We start from the raw sequence: 17,522 nt of genomic DNA, 5'->3' as shown, positions 1-17,522 counted from the left end.
CACCACTAACCCTTTGCTTACCATTATCGCTTACCTTTCGTTCAAACTTGTGAACCGTGACCGACCCGTAGAGCCGTTTCGATGAAGCTCACCAGACTGCTGCTCCTGTCGTCCCTTCTCTGCCTCCAGCCGGCGCCCGTTTCCTTTGCGCAGGGCGCAAACAGCAATCCGCTTGTCCTCGGCCAGTTCGGCATCGCCCGCCTTGCGTCAGGCGAAGAAGCCCTGATGACGCAGGAGCGCGAGGGCTGGAAGGTCGAGCGCACCATAGACCGGCTCGTGCTGTCCAACAGCGACTACGACAAGACCTATTCCGTCCAGACCGAGAGCTTCGCCAGCAAGATCGTCATGACGCGCAAGAAGGGCGACTACACCGAAACCTATGTGCTCTACGGCTCCGCGCCGAACAACCGGTCGCGCATCCTCTACAAGATCGAGCGGACGCTCGAGTATCCTGACAAACTGGCACGCCCGCGCGCCACGGACCTGATGGCCGGCATCAACAGGAAGTGGGGCAGCACCTCCTATGCCGTGGCACCCACCCCACCGCAGCCGGGCGAGGAAATCAGCCACATCTGGTACTTCAAGCGCGACGGCTCCCGCGTCGAACTCAACCAGGGTTGCAGCGAAACGCTCAGCAACGGCGAATACATCACGCGTTACAGCCTTGATGACCGGGCCCAGATCGAAAAAGCCGAAAGCGCCGTCTGCAACGCCTACCTCTCGGTCAAGGTGAAGACGGACGACCAGAATTTCGTCGAGCGCGTGAGCTTCAACGCCTACAGCAACTATGCACTCGCCTATGCACTCGACGAGGACGAGACCATGCTGCGCAAGCGGCTGGAAGCGCATCTCGACGAGCATGTCCGCGAGCGCCGGCGCATTCTCGACATTCCCCAGCTCTGAAAGAGTTCAGCGTTTCTTGCCGAGAACGCCAGTCCCCAGGCGACGAATGGCGTTGCGGAGGTTTTCGTTCTCGATGCCGTCAAGCATGCCCTCGAGCCGCTTCGCCTTGACGCCGTCGAGAGGCTTCACCCGTTTGGCCCGTGTGACAGGCAGAACCGGTTTCTGGACGATGCGGATCTGCGCGATCGCCGGATAACCGAAGAAGCCGTTGATCCTGGCGATCAGCTCTCCCTGCGAGTGGGTCAGAAACAGTGCCCTGGCGCCCTCGCAGGCCACAGTCAGGACGCCCGGGCGATAACCACCTTCCCCGTCCTCGGAACCTCGGCGTGGCCAGGAAATCTTTTCTGGCCGTGTGCAGTCTGCGAAGCTCTCGCCGGCGATCTCGTCCCACGAACCAAGGAGAGCGGTGTTGATGCCGGCACGACGCGCCAGCACCGGGTCGATGATGCCGTTGGCGATCTCGGAGATCTGCCGGATGCCTCGTTTCGGCTGGTTCATGGGGACAACGCTTCAATACCGCAGGGCCGCCTTGATCCGGCGGAGTGATTTGTCCACTTATACGGCATTTCCGGCCAGCGAAACAGAATGAACCAGCTTCCCCCCGAAAACCGGCGCGCCGCGACGCTTCTGTCCTGGTACGATCGCCACCATCGCGACCTGCCCTGGCGGGTCAGCCCTCCCATGGCGCGGCGCGGCATCAAGGCCGATCCGTACCACGTCTGGCTGTCGGAGGTGATGCTGCAGCAGACCACGGTGCAGGCGGTGAAGGCCTATTTCGCGAAGTTCCTGGCATTGTGGCCGACCGTCAACGATCTCGCGGCGGCACCGGTCGAGGACGTGATGGCGGCCTGGGCAGGGCTCGGTTACTACGCGCGGGCGCGCAACCTCAAGAAATGCGCCGAAGCGGTCGCGACGGATCACGGAGGCATATTTCCCGATACCGAAGACGGCCTGCGCGCCCTACCCGGCATCGGCGATTACACATCCGCCGCCATAGCGGCCATCGCGTTCGATCGCCCGGCGGCGGTGATGGACGGCAATGTCGAGCGCGTGATCTCCCGCCTTTATGCCATCGACGCGCCGCTGCCCGGATCGAAGCCGGAGATGAAGGCCAGGGTCACGGCAATGACTCCCAGCGAACGGCCGGGCGACTTCGCGCAGGCGATGATGGACCTCGGCGCAACCATCTGCACACCGAAGCGGCCGAGCTGCGTCCTCTGTCCCTTCCGCGACGACTGTCTGGCATTCGCAACCGACGATCCGGAGCGTTTCCCGGTGAAGGCGGCCAAGAAGGAAAAGCCGGTCAGGATCGGCGCCGCCTTCGTTGCGGTCGATAGCAACAACCGCGTGCTGTTGCGACGACGGATCGAGACCGGCCTTCTCGGCGGGATGACGGAAGTGCCGACGACTGGGTGGACGGCGCGTCTCGATGGCGGCGATACGGAGGACCACGCGCCGTTCGATTCCAACTGGCAGCCGAAAGGTGTCGTTACCCACGTCTTCACCCATTTCGAACTCAAGCTTTCCGTCTTCCATGCGACCGGTGTCGAGGCGCCGGCCGATAACGGATGGTGGGAGCCCGTCGCAAATCTTGATGCGCAGGCGCTGCCGACCGTCATGAAAAAGGTAATCGAACAGGCTATTCCCGACGCCTTTCGAAAGAACAGAGGATAATTCATGACCGCGCAGATCGACCACATCGTCTTCGACATCGGCAAGGTGCTGATCCACTACGATCCCAACCTGCCCTTTTCCCGGATCATCCCGGATGCCGCCGAGCGCCAGTGGTTCTTCGAGAATGTCTGCACCCACGACTGGAACATCGAGCAGGACCGCGGCCGCACATGGGCCGACGCGGAAGCGCTGCTGATCGCCCAGTATGCCGACCGCGCCGACCACATCCGAGCCTTCCGGCAGACCTGGCGGGAAATGGTGCCGCACGCCTACGAGGGTAGCGTGGCGATCATGCTGTCGCTGATCGAGGCCGGACGCGATGTCACCATGCTGACCAACTTCGCCGCCGACACGTTCAAGGAAGCACAGGAGATGTATCCGTTCCTGACGGTGCCGCGCGGCGTGACGGTTTCGGGCGAAGGTGGCCTCATCAAGCCGGATGTGGCGATCTACGAAACGCACGTGAAGAGTTTCGGTCTTGAGCCGGCGCGGACGATCTTCATCGACGACTCGATGCCCAATGTCGAAGGCGCGAAGAAAGCCGGCTGGCAGGCGGTGCATTTCGCCGGGGCGGAGAAGCTGAAGGCTGATCTGGAAAGCTACGGCGTCACCGTCTGATGAGTTAAGTGGTCCGCCGCGTCAGCCGCAGACCTCCTCGTATTTCTCTTCCAGCCGGCGGGTGAACCCAAGCGTATCGAAGAGCGGCGCTGTCTTGCGCGCCGAGATGAGATGCTGGCGCAGGCGGGTCTGGCGGGACCCATCCTGCGCCAGTTCGACCGCCAGGCGGACGAATTCTGGAATATCGTTGGCGACGAGATCGGGCAATCCGACGGCGCCGAGAAGGCTTTCCGAGACGCGGCCGGCAAAGGCCGTTCCCCTGACCGTCACCACCGGGACGCCGCACCACAGCGCGTCGGAGGTGGTGGTATGGCCGTTATAGGGCGTCGTGTCGAGGGCGATATCGGCCTCGCACAGCCGCGCCAGATGATCGGGGATGGAAAGACGGGGAGCAAAGATCAGTCGCTCGCCATCCACGCCATGAGCGACGGCGGCGCGGCGCAGGTTTTCGCGTACGGTTTCCGGCAGATCGGCAAGCCAGAGCACCGAGCCTTCGACCGCCTTCAGGATGTCCATCCAGGCCGCGAACATCGCCGGGCGGATTTTCTGGACCTGATTGAAGGAGCAGAAGACGACGCCTGTTTCCGGCAGCCCGTGGGCGGCGCGGCCTTGCCGCTCCACTTCGGGCCGGGTTGCGTCGTTGCACTGGTAGCTCGGCGCGATCCGCAGCAGCTTTTCATCGTAGAAGGGATCGCTGGAGGGCGGCGTCACGATGGCGTCGGTAATTGCATAGTCAATGCCGGCACCGGAGACCGGGCCGGGAAAGCCGAGATAGGTGATCTGAACCGGGGCCGGGCGACGGCAGAAAATGCCAAGACGGTTGCCGTGGGTATAGCCCTTGAGATCGACGAGAATGTCGAGGTCGAGCGCGCGGATTTGGGCCGCGGCGGCCTCGTCGTCGATCTCCAGGATGTCGACATAGCGATCGACGGCATCCAGAAAACGCTGGCGCATCGGCCCGCTGCGGAAGCGCGCCAGCGTGTGGCAGATGCCGTAGACTTCGAACCTGCCCCGATCGTGGTGTTCGAGGACGCCGCCGAACAGTGCCATTGTCGCATGGTCGCAGAAATCGGCGGAAACATATCCGATACGGATCTTCTCGCGGGTTAGCCTTGGTGCCGGCCGTTCTTCGGTCACAGGCGGCAGGAGATGACTTGCGGTTAGCCGCGAGGAACGCAAAATGTAGTCCTCGTCGCCGGACCAGACGACGGCGCGGAACGCGTTCTCTCGGATGTCGATCGCCTCGCCTTCGGCCGCATAACCCGCCTCCAGCTTCTCCTGTAACTCCTGGACGATATCGAGCATGCCAAGATTGGCGGCGCACCAGAAGAGTTCCGATAGCGCAAGCCGGCTGTCCGGGTCCTGCTCGTAGGCGGCGCTCAGTGGGCCGAGCGCTTCCTCGAACAGATCGAGCCCGGAGAGGACGATGCCGGCATTCAGGAAATTGCCGGTGGATGTGGCCGTCCGCGCCAGTCTTCGTGCATAGGGCAAGGCCTGGGCATAGTCGCCTGCCTCGCGATAGAGCGAGCAAAGCGAGTGGTTGAGTTCGCGGTCGTCGGGTAGAAAACGCTCGAGCTTAAGAAGCGCTGCGCGGGCGCTCACGGGATCATCAACGGCAAGAAAATGCGTTGCCGCGCGAAAGGCCGCCTCGCGGCGATGGCGTTCGGTGAAATCGACTGCGCCAGCGTAGAAGGTGGCCGCGGCGGCACGGTCGCCGAGCCGCTCCTGCACAGCCGCGAGAAGCAACATCGCATCCGCGCTCTTGCGATCGGCGACGAAGGCTTCGAGACCCGCGGCGAGCGCGAGCTGCATCTGTCCGTCGCTGAAATGGCGCTTTGCCTGTTGGAGCTTGACGCTCATCGGCCGCTTCGTGTCCCGTTGTTTTTGCCCCCGCAAGCCTCTTAGGGAGAAGAACTTGCCTCAGGCTGGAACGGACAGAACGTGACAAGACAAAAAGATGACGCCCGGATCGATGAAGATCCGGGCGCCCATGTTCTCCGGGCGGGACTGAAGGCACTAAACCGTCCGGAGGATGAATGGAGCTGGCGAAACCGGGTGGACCGTTAGTCCAGCTTCGCCAGCCCATTGCGGATGATCGACCGCAGATCGTCGATGGGACGCAGGGACTGCCCATCCTCGAAATGCCAGAAGGTCCACCCGTTGCACGCATCAAGGCCCTGGACCTTTGCTCCAAGACGATGAATGGATCCGGCCTCTCCGCCGGCCGCGAGCGTACCGTCGGCGCGAATGATGGCGGAATGACGCCGTTTCGCATCGGTCAGCACCTGTCCGGGCTTGACGAGACCGCTTTCGACCAGGGTGTTGAAGGCGACGCGAGGCTCGGCCTTCTTGCCGGTCAGTACGGTGAGTTCCGCCTTGCCCAGCGGCTCGACGGCGGCGATACGGGCAGACGCCGCATCGATGTAATCCTGTTCGCGCTCGATGCCGACGAAATGGCGGCCGAGACGCTTGGCGACGGCCCCCGTGGTGCCGGAACCGAAGAACGGGTCAAGCACGATATCGCCCGGCTTGGTGGAAGCCATGATGACGCGGGCAAGCAGCGCTTCCGGCTTCTGGGTCGGATGAACCTTCTTGCCGTCCTCACCCTTCAGCCGCTCGCCACCCGAGCAGATCGGGAACAGCCAGTCGGAGCGCATCTGCACGTCGTCGTTGGCCGCCTTCATCGCATCGTAGTTGAAGGTGTAGCCCTTGGCCTTCGGATCGGGCGAAGCCCAGATCATCGTCTCGTGGGCGTTCTGGAAGCGGCGGCCCTTGAAGTTCGGCATCGGGTTTGTCTTGCGCCAGACGATGTCGTTGAGGATCCAGAAATTGAGATCCTGCAAGGTCGCGCCGACGCGGAAGATGTTGTGATAGGAACCGATCACCCAGATCGTGCCGGTCGGCTTCAATACGCGACGGCAAGCGAGCAACCAGGCGCGGGTGAAGGCGTCATAGGCTTCGAACGAGGCGAACTGGTCCCATTCGTCGTCGCAGGCATCGACGACCGACTGGTCGGGACGATGCAGCGCACCGCCAAGCTGCAGATTGTACGGGGGGTCAGCGAAGATGGCATCCACGGATTTGTCCGGCAGAGCTTCGAGCGCGGCGACGCAGTCGCCCTTGATGATTGTGTCGACAAAGGAAAACGGATCGCTGGAACGGCGAAGATCGGCGAGCGGAAACACGGATGCCATCTGATACTCACTTTACGCTGACGCAGTACTTCAATGGCCTTATGGTTACCGAAGTTGGTTACCAAAGGCTGAAGGGTGTGCGGAAAAGTGCGTGAGCCGAAACGCGTTACGCCCCGGACATCTTGAGGCGCCTCTATAAAACGGCGGTTGCCCGAGACGGTCACGCGCACTAAATTCGGCTATTGTTGAAAGCTGGATTTGCCAATGACACGCAACACGTCAGTCACGCTTGACGATCACTCCACAAGCTTCGTCAACGAACAGGTGGAAGGCGGACACTACGAGTCCGCAACAGATGTGGTGCGAGCTGGCCTGCGGCTGCTCCAAGAGCACGAGGCTAAGGTAAAGGCACTACAGGATGCGCTTGTCGAAGGCGAGCAATCGGGAGAACCACAACCCTTCGATTTTGATGCCTTCAAGGCACGCAAACGGGCCGAGTTCCAAAGCAAATGAAGGCGCTGGCGCTTTCACCGGCGGCCGAGGCGGATTTGAACGAAATCTGGGACTATAGCGCGGCCGCGTGGGGCGTTGACCGCGCTGATCGCTACATCGACGACATCCGCGATGGGTGCGAGCGTTTATGCTTTGGAACCATCCGGGGCCGACCGGCGGACATTAGGACCGGATATCTGAAACACGCGGTTGGATCGCACATGATCTATTTCCGCAGTTCATCCGACCGCGTCGAAATCATTCGCATCCTCCATCAACGCCAGGACGCCAATCGCAACCTAGCTGGTTATTTAACGCCAGCGCCGGCACGCTCGTTTCGCGTACCATCCCAAGCCTTGAGCGTCGCCTTCTTCACCTGTGCTCTCCACGTCCGCTCCACGGTCACACGGACCCATTCCTCGTCGACCTGCTGAGGCCGGGCGAGCACCATAGGATGGGGGCGGTGGTGGTCGGTGGTGAAGAAGGTTTCCGGGTCCATCTCGATCAGGTGATCGCGCTCCTCGTACGGCACCTTGAAGACCGGGCAGTCATGGGTCGGATTCCAGAACAGGATCGCCTTCTTGTTGACCTTGAAGGAAACGGCATCCCAGGAGGTCGTCTCCTCGGTGTCCGGAAAGGACAGCACGATCTCGCGCAGCCTGTCGAGCGTTATCATGGTCACCTCCTCGTTTCCTGGCCATCGCGCGATCTGTCAGTCACGCCTCGCCCTGACCTGTCGAAAGATGGCCCGCCACCTCCAGTTTCGCAAGCCTTGCCTGCAGGAACAATGCTTCGGCTTGGTTCTCGGACATATCGATCGCCTGCCGGTACGCAGCGGCCGCCTCGTTTCCACGACCCGCCATGACGAGCAACGCCGCCCGTGCCGCATGCCACGGCTGGTAGTGCGCCAGATCCGTCTCCAGGCCCTCGACGATCTCCAGGGCGCGCGCCGGTGCTCCTGCCTCGGCGAGCGCCACTGCCGCGTTCAACGAGACGATGGGCGTCGGCTCGAAGCGCCACAGTGCGGCATAGAGAGCCGCGATCTGAGGCCAGTCCGGTCCCTCGTCTGCCATCTGGCAATCGGCAATCGCCGCCTTGATCTGGAATGGTCCAGGGCGACGTTTCTCCATCGCCGAGACAAGGATTGCGCGGCCTTCGGCGATCTTGCCGGCATCCCAAAGCTTCCTGTCCTGTTCCGCCGGAGGCAAGGTTGCACCATCCGCACCAGTCCGCGCGGGGCGCCGGGCGGCTGTCAGCAACATCATTGCCAATGCACCCTCTATTTCGGGGTCCTCCGGTCGCAGCCCGTCGACAAGCCGCATCAGATATTCCGCCTCGCCACAAAGGTCATGACGCTCCGCCACCGGGGCGGTATAGCCGGTGGTAAAGATCAGGTAGATGCTCGTCAGCACGGCATCGAGGCGCGCGGACCAGTCATCCGCATCCGGAATCTCGAACGGAATTCCTGCCGCCGCGATCTTCGCCTTCGCTCGGCTGATGCGCTGTCCCATCGTCGGTTCCGCGTCCAGAAACGCCCGGGCGATCTCAGCCGTCGTCAGGCCGCAGACCGTCCGCAGGGTCAGCGCCACGCGCGATTTCATCTCCAGCGCCGGATGGCAGCACGCGAAGATCAGGCGAAGACGCTCGTCGGGAATGGTTTGCGGTTCGGGTGCGGCCTCGTCTGCCGAGAGCTGCGCCAGCGCCTCAGCCTTGCGCGCATCCCGCGTCGCGCCACGCAATCGATCGATGGCCTTTCGACGGGCCGCCTGCAAAAGCCAACCCTGCGGAGACGTCGGCAAGCCGGAGCGACCCCAATGCTTCATCGCGGACAGTGCCGCCTCCTGAAGGGCGTCTTCGGCGAGAGACAAATCCTTCAGGCCTTTTGCCAATATGGCGACCAGCCGCCCCCGGTCCGCCCGCATGACGCGGTCGAGTTCCCTCGATACCGCAACCGCACGCGATGTGGAACCGGGGGCGGCTTCGTTCATAGCGGCCCTGCCGGATTGTAATTCATCACCGGTCGTATCTCGATGGTTCCGAAGTGGGCCGAAGGGATGAGAGCCGCATAGGTCAGGGCCGCGTCGAGGTCAGGCACCTCGATCAGATAATAACCGCCCAGATGCTCACGGGTCTCGGCAAACGGGCCGTCCATGGTTTCCACGCGCCCGGATGCGATGCGAAGGGATGTGGCTGTTTCCACACCCTGAAGACCATCGCCGCCGCGCAGAACACCATCGGCTTTCATTCGCTCATTGGTGGCAAAGTAACCCGCCATCATGTCCTGAAAAGCCGCGGTACCATAGGAAGGCTGCCGGGCCGGGTCGTTGTAGATCAACAGCATGTATTGCATTGTCTTCCCCTACGAAAATATCTCGACTGGCCGGACCTCGACCGAACCGTAGCGCGCCACCGGCACAGCGGCGGCAAAGGCAAGGGCATCATCGAGCGTCGCAGCCTCGATCAGGTAAAACCCTCCCAGATGCTCGCGGGTCTCGGCAAATGGTCCGTCCAGCATCTCGACCTTGCCATCGCGTGTCCTGAGCGTCGTGGCGGTGGTGGCCGGCAGAAGGCCTTCGCCGGCAAGCACCGTCGCACGATCCTTCATCCTCTCATCAAGGCTGAAGAACTCGGCCATCATGTCATCGCATTCGGGCGTGCCGGGAACCGGATCCGTACCGGGTGCGGCGTAAAGCAGAAGCATGTACTTCATCATACGACCCTCTCTCGTCAGCCGTTGAGCATCGCGGGAACTGCCGCACCAATACACACCATCGCGATGATCGCGGCCAGCATGTTCGTGCCGTTGCCGACATACCGAAGCGGATCGCCGGCGTTGTCGGCCAGCATGCCGAAGGGATGGGCCGCCCGCCCGATCAAGAGCAAAGTACCGCAAATATGCAACCAGAGGGAGGACGATCCGATGCCCTCGGCGAGTATCATCAGGATCAGGACGAACGTCGTCCATTCGGCGCAATTGCCGTGCTGGCGGATGCGTCGCAACAGATCGATATTGCCACCATCGCCAAACGACACGTGTGTAGCGGAGCGCATTGCGGAGACCCTAACCCACAGGATCAAATAGATCGCTGCCACCGGCAGGGCATAGAGGGGAGTAACGGTGAAAACCACGGGCATTTCCTTTCACAGTGGAGTTTCGATACTCCAAGGACGCCGGTCATCCGCGTTTTTCGACATCGTCACGATTTTTTTCTGAAAACGGAGTCCCTCACCCGCCGGCCGGCTGGATTTTTGCGAGCGCGAAGTCGCTTGCCGCAACGACGTCGCACAGTGCCGACCATTCGCAGTGGCGACAGGCGGAGCGAAGGGTATTGCCTGAAAATCCGTTCTGCAGACGTGACAGGAGATCAGCGTCGAGCCGGATATGACTGCCGGTCGCAACCGATATTCGGAGTGTCATGGAGATCGTGCGCGCAGCCTCGAGGTCACGCGCGACAACGCTTTCTCCGAGGCAATGCGGCTCGGCATCGACAAGAAGGGGCCGGCAGATATCGTCCGGCCCCTCGACGATCTCGATCTCCTCACCCGCCGAGAGCCTCTGCGCGATTGTCTCGTAGTTTTCCACGAAACGCGGCGAGTAGCCCTTGCCGACATAGGTCAGCATGCAGAGCAGGTGGTGAGCCCTCAGCCTGACGGTCAACGGGTCGAAATCCGGCGAGCAAGCGCCATCAGCAGGGCAGCGGCGAGCGCGGACTTCAGGACGGCGCCGATCAGGAACGGCGCGACGCCGAGCATCAGCGCCTTTTCAAAACCGATCAGCGACGCGAGCCATGCGCCGCCGATGACGAGGCACAAGACGTTGGCCACAAGATGGGCGGAGAAGCTCAGGAACACTCGCTCGGCCGCCCACCCCTTTTCTGCGAGCCAGCCGGTGAGCGCGGCAACGAGCGGAAACGCCGCGAGGTAGCCGGCAGTCGGGCCAGCGAAGGGCGCAAGACCGCCGCTGCCATTGGCGAGCACCGGCAGGCCAAGCATGGCCTCGCCCAACCAGGCCAGAACAGTAAGCGCCCCCAGGCGCCAGCCATAGAGCACGCCGATCACGGTGATGGCGAAAGTCTGCATGGTGACGGGAACCGGCACCATCGGGACAGAGATTTGCGAGGCGAGCGCGAGAACGCCTGTGCCGAACAGAACGAGCGCGGTCTTGGCCGCCAGTGAGCGGTTCGAAAGCCCGAGCGGATCATAACGATGCTGGCGGATGGAAGAGAAACTCATGCCGAACTCCATTTTATAGATAATCTTAGAAGCGGAATCATTTTTATCTATGATTCTAGGAGCGAGCAAGCGCAGCCGGCGACAAGGAAGGCCGCCGCGCGCCTTCAACGGCATAACAAGATGGGAATATCATCTGGAATCGCCGGATTTCCAGCTGTTTTAGGCGCGAATTTTTTATAGATAATTTTTAACCGACGATGGCAAAGCCGGTTTCATCAGCGCGTCCCGACGCTGGCATCGGCGCCCGTCCGATCCACTGGACGTGCTTTTCGAGCAGTGCACAGGCATCCCCTACCCTGCCCTGCCGCAGAGCGACAAGAATGGCGCGGTGGTCCTTGTCGGTCCGTGCCTCCCAGCCCTGACGCCAGGCGACGAACAGGAAGCGGGCGCTGACGGCATGGAGGTCATCGATCACCGCCAGCAGCCGCGGCATGCCGCAGGTGGACACGATCAGGCGGTGGAAGCGGCGGTTCGCCTCCTCCCAGGTCCGCACATCGCGGGCGTTGTCGGCGTCGGTCGCGGCGGCCTCAGCCTCATCGAGAACGCCGGTCGTCAGGTGCGGGGCGGCATGGCGCAGCGCCAGGACCTCGAGGGCGGCTCGCATTTCGGCGACCTCGCGAACCTGTTTCAGGTCGAAGGAGGCGACGCGCACGCCGCGACGCGGCAGGCTGACAACGAGACCCTGCGCTTCCAGGCGGCGAAAGGCCTCGCGGACCGGCACATGGCTCGCGCCGAACTCCTCGGCGACGTGGTCCTGCGCGAGGCGGGAGCCGGGGACCAGTTCGCCATGGATGATCCGCTCCGCGAGTGCGCGGCTGATGCGGCCAGCGATGGTATCGTCCTGTTCCCTTGGCATGGCCCATGCTTAGAGGCCAGTGCGGCGCTTGTCGAGAATGGGCAACGATCCGGAGCGGTCGTGGCGGCGCCTGTCCACGACTGCTTGATCAGCCATGAAGCTCGCGGCTGTCTTTCGGCGCCTGATCGCGCGGACCCAGGCCGTAGTCGCGCATGACATGCGCGACCCGGAGCCGGTAATCGGCGAAGATGCCGCTGCGACCCGACTCCTGAGCCTGCCGGTGCTCTTCCGTCCTGCGCCAGGCCGTTACGGCCGCCTCGTCCCGCCAGAAGGACAGCGAGAGGATCTTTCCCGGCTCGGAAAGGCTCTCGAAACGCTCGATCGACAGGAAGCCGTCGACATCCTGCAACAGAGGCCGGAGCATCTGCGCGCGGGCGAGATAGGATGTTCGCATGCCGTCGGCGGGAACGACCTCGAAGATGACGGCGATCATGGTTTCACCAGCGCCGCGTGCGGCTGGGAGACGCATTTGAGAAACAACCGGTCTTCGCGGATGATAAACTTCTCGCGGCGGGCATATTCATAATTGGCGCGGCCCAGCGGATCGGCGGCGAGGCGCGCGCGATAGGCTTCGTAGGCCGTGAGGCTCTCGATATGATAGATGCCGTAGGCGGTCGTGGCCGAGCCTTCGTGCGGGCCGAAATAGCCGACGAGATCGGCGCCGCAACGCGGAATGGCCTCGCCCCAGTTGCGGGCATAGTTAGCGAACTTGTCCTTTGCGAACGGATCGATTTCGTAGCGGATAATACAGGTCATCATGGGATATCTCCTCGTCGGGTCTGTGCGAGCCGGTTTGTGCCATGCGGATCGACCCAAATGCTTCGACCGGGATCGAAGCATCGATGGCATGCTTTCGTTGTTTCGTACGCCCTCTTCGACTAGGCTTCACGCATGGCAGAAGGACCAGACATAGCCCGCATCGCCTCGCTGATCGGCGACCCCGCCCGCGCCAACATGCTGCTGGCGCTGATGAGCGGTCGTGCGCTGACGGCGACGGAACTCGCCACGGCGGCCGGGATCACAGCGCAGACGGCGAGTTCGCATCTCTCCAAGCTCGAGGCCGGCGGCCTGATCCGACAGCGCAGCCAGGGTCGGCATCGCTATTTTTCCTACGCGGACGAGACGGTGGGCGCGATGATCGAGAGCCTGATCGGCTTCGCGGCGAGTCGAGGCCATTTGCGCCATCGCACCGGCCCGCGTGAACCGGCGCTGAGAAAAGCCAGGATCTGCTACGATCACCTGGCCGGAGACTACGGTGTGCGGATGCTCGACAGTCTGAGAGCGGATGGCGCCGTGGCAGGCGATGAGGATCACCCCATCCTGACGGACACCGGAGAACGCCGCCTTGCCGCATTCGGCATCGACGTCGGCGCATTAAAAGCATCCCGACGGCCCCTTTGCCGCGCCTGCCTGGACTGGAGCGAGCGTCGCGTCCATCTCGCGGGTACAGTCGGAAAGGCGCTGCTTGACCATCTCATCGAAACCGGACAGGCGCGGCGCCTGCCGGAAAGCAGGATTATCGAGTTCACGCCCGAGGGTGAGCGGCGGTTTATCCTGAGCTTTCCGCTGCCGGAATAGCAGCCAACCGGGCCTTCGGGTTGTCCTCTACGTCACCTTGGTGTAGTGGAGCGGCCTTTCCAGCGACTTCCGACAGGACACTCCCCCATGAGCGGTTTCGAACTGACACTCTTCGATTGCGACGGCGTGCTCGTCGATTCCGAGATCATCGCGGCGAAGGTGGAATCGAAACTCCTGACGGATGCCGGCTATCCGATTTCGGTCGAAGAGATGGGCGAGCGCTTCGCCGGCATGACCTGGAAGAACATCCTGCTCACCATCGAGCGCGAGATCGACATCCCGCTCTCGGCCTCGCTGATCGACAAGTCGGAAACCATTCTCGACCAGCGGCTTGCTCGCGACGTGAAGATCATCGAGGGCGTCGTCTATGCGCTCTCGCGCATTCCGGGGCCGCGCTGCATCTGCTCGAATTCCAGCGCGCATCGGCTGGAGATGATGCTAAACAAGGTTGGTCTCTATAACGCGTTCGCGCCGCATATCTATTCCGCCAAGGACCTCGGCGCCGATCGCGTCAAGCCGAAACCCGACATCTTCCTGCACGGTGCCGCCCAGTTCGGCGTCAAGCCGGAGAAGTGCATCGTGGTTGAGGACTCCGTGCATGGCGTGCACGCCGCGCGGGCCGCAGGCATGCGTGTGATCGGCTTTACCGGCGCCTCGCACACTTACCCTTCCCATGCCGATCGCCTGACTGACGCAGGGGCCGACACCGTCATCTCCCGCATGGTGGACCTGCCGGCGGTGATCGCCGCACTCGGCCAGTGGGAAGGTGCGCTCTGACCGCTAGAGCCTGATATTCAGCGCACCTGGCAAAAGCTCTGCTCGCATCGATCGGAACGTCTGCGTCTCGCCGTCGATCTCCACCGGCAACGGGTTCCCTTCGATTGCCTTGATGTGGATGCTCCTGCCGCGGGCAGTCTGGACCAGCGGATGATCGATGTGCGTTCCTGAATAGAGCCGCTTCAAAATCTCCAGCACATCAAGACGTGAGCCGGCGCGCAGTATCGCGACGTCGAGCCAGCCATCTGACAGATCGGCTGCAGGCATCAGATGCATGCCGCCTCCAAACCAGCCACCGTTGGCGATGGCTGCCGCAGTGACAGGCCCGTCGTGGATCGCCTCGCCATCCACGGTCACCCGGAAAGATTGCGGACGGTATCGCAGGATCTCCCGCACCGAATGGAAGGGGAATCTCAGTGCTTTTGGCATGAAGCGACGTGTTGCCGGGCCGTTGACGGAGTGCGCGACCATCGCGGACACGCCGGCGCTTGCGACGTTCGCGAAATGCCGGACCGTTCCGTCGTCGAGAACCAGACGCCCTGCATCGACCTTCCGCACAGGCGCCGCGGCGATCGCGGATGCCAGGGCGAGCGGTCCGTCAACCGTCTTGAAATTGCGGATATAGTCACACCCGCTGCCGAGCGGCATAACCGAAATCTGGGTTTGGGGACGCGACGACGTCAGCACCCCCTCGATGACCCCGTTGACCGTTCCGTCGCCGCCAGCGGCTATCACGAGGTCCGTGCCCTTGTCGGCGAGCCGCCGAGCCAACAGCGCCGGACCTGCGTCAACTGCCGTCTCAAAGACGTCGACGTCGGAATAAAGAGTCCGAAAAGCTTGAACGAAAGATGTGAATAGGGTCCGACCGCCGCGTCCGCCGGCAGCCGGATTCCGGATGATTGCAATTTTCACGCAGGCCCCCGCACCGCGTTCATTTCAACTGAACCCGGCCGTTACCGGCCGGGCGACTGCTTACTTGGTATTGTAGGGGCCTTCGTCGAAGCCGACGAAGACCTGCGTGAGACCACTGACCTCACCGGATATACCGGTGACGTCCTTGGTGAAGACGAATTGGGCGGGTGTCGCCGGATCGGTTAGCGAGGCCTCGAACTTGGTCAGTTCGGAATAGAGAACATTGCCGCTATCGACGACCGCGACGCGGATCGGCATCGACAGCGATCCGGCCTTGCCCTGCGGCCCCGCGACGAGGCGGCCCTGCACCATGACCTTGATGCTGAGCTGGCCAGCGTCATTGCGCGTGCAGGCTCGCGTGGTTTCGGCGAGTGACGCCTGGTAGACGACCTTCGACGGATCATCCTTGCCGCCCTTGGCATAGGTGCGGAACGAGGCTGTACCATCACGCAGCGCGATCGAGGGGCACACGCCCTGTACGACAGGAGCTGCGGCGGGTTGCTGTTGAGTTCCCGCAACGTCGAGGCCACTTGTTGGATTGCTCGTGTTGCAGGCGGAAAGGCCCGCCACGAGGGAAACGACAAACAGTCCACGCGTCACTTTGACCAACACGACTACTCAACCTTCCGCATTCCGCCACACTGCCGCGCATACTTCACATCCGCGTCGACAGAGGCCTTTTCATGACCATTGTCGATGGTCTATATCAGCGGCGCATTCAAAAATCGATTGGGTTCCCCGCGTTTTGGCAGAATTTTCAGCACACCGCAGCCACAAGCGCAGCAACCCGTCCCTCGACAAGCGACGGGTGACTTTGCCCGAAACGAAGGCAGACGGTCGCCACAGACGCAAAAAGGCAACCGGGCGGCGCACTGCGACGTTAAGCTTGGCCCTACCGAACGAGACCGCCCTCAAAGACCAAGGATAACCGCCATGGAATACATCTCCACCCGGGGTGAAGCCCCGAGCCTCGGTTTCTGCGACGCCTTGCTCGCCGGGCTTGCGCGCGACGGCGGCCTTTATCTTCCAAAGCAGTGGCCACACCTGAAGAAGAAGGACATCCGGGCGCTTCGTGGGAAAAGCTACCAAGACATCGCCTTCGAGGTTCTCTACCCCTTCACCGACGGCGAGATCGAGAAAGCGGATTTCCGGCGGATGATCGACGAGGCCTATGCCACCTTCCGGCATCCGGCCATCGCGCCGCTGGTCCAGACCGGCGCGAACACTTTCGTGCTGGAGCTTTTCCACGGCACGACGCTCGCGTTCAAGGATGTGGCGATGCAGTTGCTGGCGCGACTGATGGACCATGTGCTTGCCGAGCGCGGCGAACGGGCGACCATCGTCGGAGCGACCTCCGGCGATACGGGCGGCGCGGCGATTGACGCCTTCGCGGGCCGGGAACGCACCGATGTCTTCATTCTCTTTCCGCACGAGAAGGTATCGCCGGTCCAGCAGCGGCAGATGACGACCTCCAAGGCGGAGAACGTGCATGCGCTTGCGCTGAAGGGTAATTTCGATGACTGCCAGAACCTGGTGAAGGCCATGTTCAACGACGTGGCGTTCCGCGACTCGATGAAGATTTCCGGCGTAAACTCGATCAACTGGGCCCGCATCATGGCGCAGGTGGTCTACTACTTCACCGCCGCCATCTCGCTTGGAAGCCCGGATCGGAAGGTGTCCTTCACCGTGCCGACGGGTAACTTCGGCGATATCTTCGCAGGCTACGTCGCCAAGCAGATGGGCCTGCCGATCGACAAGCTCGTGATCGCGACCAACGACAACGACATTCTGGCGCGTACGCTCAAGACCGGGCGCTACGAGATGAAGGGGGTCAAGGCAACCACCTCACCGTCGATGGACATCCAGATATCTTCCAACTTCGAACGCCTGTTGTTCGAGGCGTATGACCGCGAGCCAGCGGCGGTCCGGGCGGCGATGGAGAGCCTCAAGCAGTCCGGTGGTTTTGAGATCAAGGATCATGCCCTGAAGGCGATCAAGAAGGATTTCCGGGCGGGACGCGCCACGGAAAAGCAGGTCGCCGAGACCATCCGCGAGACGCTGTCGGAGACCGGTTATCTGCTCGACCCGCACACGGCGTGCGGCGTGCATGTTGCCAAGAAGCACGAAAAGCCCAATACTCCGATGGTCATCCTGGCCACGGCGCACCCGGCCAAATTCCCCAAGGCGGTTAAGACCGCAAGCGGGATCGATCCGGCGCTTCCGACGTGGCTCGGGGATCTTATGGACAGGGAGGAGCGTTTCACAGTCCTGGATGCGGAGCTTAAAGCCGTCGAAACCTTTGTCGGTGAACATGCCCGCGTCCGATCGTGAGAGACGCAGAAAGA

General features: G+C 62.4%; 22 protein-coding genes and 1 pseudogene. 8 read left to right on the top strand and 15 right to left on the bottom strand.

What is annotated here, in order from left to right:
• Nucleotides 1-81 precede the first annotated feature (81 nt).
• The gene (locus J5J09_RS05470) at nt 82-903 is read left to right on the top strand and encodes a hypothetical protein (protein ID WP_208548672.1); all 822 of its coding nucleotides are present in this window, start codon (nt 82-84) and stop codon (nt 901-903) included.
• 6 nt (nt 904-909) lie between these two features.
• On the opposite strand, the gene J5J09_RS05465 is transcribed toward J5J09_RS05470, so the two are convergent.
• Entirely contained in the window at nt 910-1,401 is a 492-nt protein-coding gene (locus tag J5J09_RS05465) for a DUF721 domain-containing protein (protein WP_208548671.1), read from the bottom strand.
• An 87-nt stretch (nt 1,402-1,488) separates the two neighbouring features.
• On the opposite strand from J5J09_RS05465, the gene mutY reads away from it, so the two are divergent.
• Complete coding sequence (gene mutY / locus J5J09_RS05460) at nt 1,489-2,577, top strand: A/G-specific adenine glycosylase (RefSeq protein ID WP_208548670.1); 1,089 nt, start codon at nt 1,489-1,491, stop codon at nt 2,575-2,577.
• A gap of 3 nt (nt 2,578-2,580) precedes the next feature.
• Nucleotides 2,581-3,195, top strand: coding sequence for an HAD family phosphatase (locus tag J5J09_RS05455; RefSeq protein ID WP_208548669.1), 615 nt, complete (start codon nt 2,581-2,583; stop codon nt 3,193-3,195).
• A gap of 21 nt (nt 3,196-3,216) precedes the next feature.
• On the opposite strand, the gene J5J09_RS05450 is transcribed toward J5J09_RS05455, so the two are convergent.
• Complete coding sequence (locus tag J5J09_RS05450) at nt 3,217-5,055, bottom strand: glycosyltransferase family 41 protein (RefSeq protein WP_208548668.1); 1,839 nt, start codon at nt 5,053-5,055, stop codon at nt 3,217-3,219.
• A gap of 203 nt (nt 5,056-5,258) precedes the next feature.
• The gene (locus J5J09_RS05445; protein ID WP_208548667.1) at nt 5,259-6,389 is read right to left on the bottom strand and encodes a site-specific DNA-methyltransferase; all 1,131 of its coding nucleotides are present in this window, start codon (nt 6,387-6,389) and stop codon (nt 5,259-5,261) included.
• Between the two features lie 204 nt (nt 6,390-6,593).
• On the opposite strand from J5J09_RS05445, the gene J5J09_RS05440 reads away from it, so the two are divergent.
• Complete coding sequence (locus J5J09_RS05440; RefSeq protein WP_208548666.1) at nt 6,594-6,842, top strand: type II toxin-antitoxin system ParD family antitoxin; 249 nt, start codon at nt 6,594-6,596, stop codon at nt 6,840-6,842.
• Nucleotides 6,839-7,096: pseudogene (locus tag J5J09_RS22785) on the top strand (type II toxin-antitoxin system RelE/ParE family toxin); the annotation flags it as partial. The gene J5J09_RS05440 and the pseudogene J5J09_RS22785, both read left to right, overlap by 4 nt.
• Nucleotides 7,097-7,128: 32 nt before the next feature.
• On the opposite strand, the gene J5J09_RS22780 reads toward J5J09_RS22785, so the two are convergent.
• From J5J09_RS22780 to J5J09_RS05390, 10 genes are all read right to left on the bottom strand, one after another.
• Nucleotides 7,129-7,497, bottom strand: coding sequence for an MmcQ/YjbR family DNA-binding protein (locus J5J09_RS22780; RefSeq protein WP_246745788.1), 369 nt, complete (start codon nt 7,495-7,497; stop codon nt 7,129-7,131).
• Between the two features lie 40 nt (nt 7,498-7,537).
• Nucleotides 7,538-8,809, bottom strand: coding sequence for a DUF6596 domain-containing protein (locus J5J09_RS05430; protein WP_208548664.1), 1,272 nt, complete (start codon nt 8,807-8,809; stop codon nt 7,538-7,540).
• Nucleotides 8,806-9,171 carry a YciI family protein gene (locus J5J09_RS05425; protein WP_208548663.1) on the bottom strand — a complete coding sequence of 122 codons (366 nt, stop codon included), beginning with the start codon at nt 9,169-9,171 and terminating at the stop codon, nt 8,806-8,808. Before J5J09_RS05425 ends, J5J09_RS05430 begins: the two co-directional genes overlap by 4 nt.
• Before the next feature lie 9 nt (nt 9,172-9,180).
• Nucleotides 9,181-9,531 (bottom strand): YciI family protein, encoded by a 351-nt coding sequence (locus J5J09_RS05420; protein WP_208553119.1) that lies wholly within the window; start codon nt 9,529-9,531, stop codon nt 9,181-9,183.
• A 17-nt stretch (nt 9,532-9,548) separates the two neighbouring features.
• Nucleotides 9,549-9,950, bottom strand: a complete 402-nt coding sequence (locus tag J5J09_RS05415; RefSeq protein ID WP_208548662.1) for an MAPEG family protein — start codon at nt 9,948-9,950, stop codon at nt 9,549-9,551.
• A gap of 97 nt (nt 9,951-10,047) precedes the next feature.
• On the bottom strand, nt 10,048-10,479 hold the full coding sequence (locus tag J5J09_RS05410) for a DUF1284 domain-containing protein (protein WP_208548661.1): 432 nt from the start codon (nt 10,477-10,479) through the stop codon (nt 10,048-10,050).
• Nucleotides 10,476-11,054 (bottom strand): biotin transporter BioY, encoded by a 579-nt coding sequence (locus J5J09_RS05405; protein ID WP_208548660.1) that lies wholly within the window; start codon nt 11,052-11,054, stop codon nt 10,476-10,478. The genes J5J09_RS05410 and J5J09_RS05405 overlap by 4 nt, the downstream gene beginning before the upstream one ends.
• A gap of 187 nt (nt 11,055-11,241) precedes the next feature.
• Nucleotides 11,242-11,910 (bottom strand): GntR family transcriptional regulator, encoded by a 669-nt coding sequence (locus J5J09_RS05400; RefSeq protein ID WP_208548659.1) that lies wholly within the window; start codon nt 11,908-11,910, stop codon nt 11,242-11,244.
• Nucleotides 11,911-11,998: 88 nt separating this feature from the next.
• Complete coding sequence (locus J5J09_RS05395) at nt 11,999-12,343, bottom strand: antibiotic biosynthesis monooxygenase (RefSeq protein WP_208548658.1); 345 nt, start codon at nt 12,341-12,343, stop codon at nt 11,999-12,001.
• The gene (locus J5J09_RS05390; protein ID WP_208548657.1) at nt 12,340-12,669 is read right to left on the bottom strand and encodes an NIPSNAP family protein; all 330 of its coding nucleotides are present in this window, start codon (nt 12,667-12,669) and stop codon (nt 12,340-12,342) included. The genes J5J09_RS05395 and J5J09_RS05390 overlap by 4 nt, the downstream gene beginning before the upstream one ends.
• A 132-nt stretch (nt 12,670-12,801) precedes the next feature.
• Between J5J09_RS05390 and J5J09_RS05385 the strand changes: the two genes are divergently transcribed.
• Together J5J09_RS05385 and J5J09_RS05380 are read left to right on the top strand one after the other, a co-directional pair.
• A complete protein-coding gene (locus tag J5J09_RS05385; protein ID WP_208548656.1) occupies nt 12,802-13,488 on the top strand; it encodes a winged helix-turn-helix domain-containing protein in 687 nt (228 codons plus the stop codon).
• 87 nt (nt 13,489-13,575) lie between these two features.
• On the top strand, nt 13,576-14,265 hold the full coding sequence (locus J5J09_RS05380) for an HAD family hydrolase (RefSeq protein WP_208548655.1): 690 nt from the start codon (nt 13,576-13,578) through the stop codon (nt 14,263-14,265).
• Between the two features lie 3 nt (nt 14,266-14,268).
• On the opposite strand, the gene J5J09_RS22990 is transcribed toward J5J09_RS05380, so the two are convergent.
• Together J5J09_RS22990 and J5J09_RS05370 are read right to left on the bottom strand one after the other, a co-directional pair.
• On the bottom strand, nt 14,269-15,177 hold the full coding sequence (locus J5J09_RS22990; protein ID WP_208548654.1) for a diacylglycerol kinase family protein: 909 nt from the start codon (nt 15,175-15,177) through the stop codon (nt 14,269-14,271).
• 60 nt (nt 15,178-15,237) lie between these two features.
• Complete coding sequence (locus J5J09_RS05370; protein WP_208548653.1) at nt 15,238-15,789, bottom strand: hypothetical protein; 552 nt, start codon at nt 15,787-15,789, stop codon at nt 15,238-15,240.
• A gap of 321 nt (nt 15,790-16,110) precedes the next feature.
• Between J5J09_RS05370 and thrC the strand changes: the two genes are divergently transcribed.
• On the top strand, nt 16,111-17,508 hold the full coding sequence (gene thrC / locus J5J09_RS05365) for a threonine synthase (protein ID WP_208548652.1): 1,398 nt from the start codon (nt 16,111-16,113) through the stop codon (nt 17,506-17,508).
• Nucleotides 17,509-17,522 lie beyond the last annotated feature (14 nt).

Origin of the sequence: Ciceribacter sp. L1K22, from assembly GCF_017599385.1 — a bacterium.
GTDB lineage: Bacteria > Pseudomonadota > Alphaproteobacteria > Rhizobiales > Rhizobiaceae > Allorhizobium.
The sequence above is the reverse complement of the archived record's forward strand: the minus strand, read 5'-3'. Positions and strand labels throughout refer to the sequence as shown.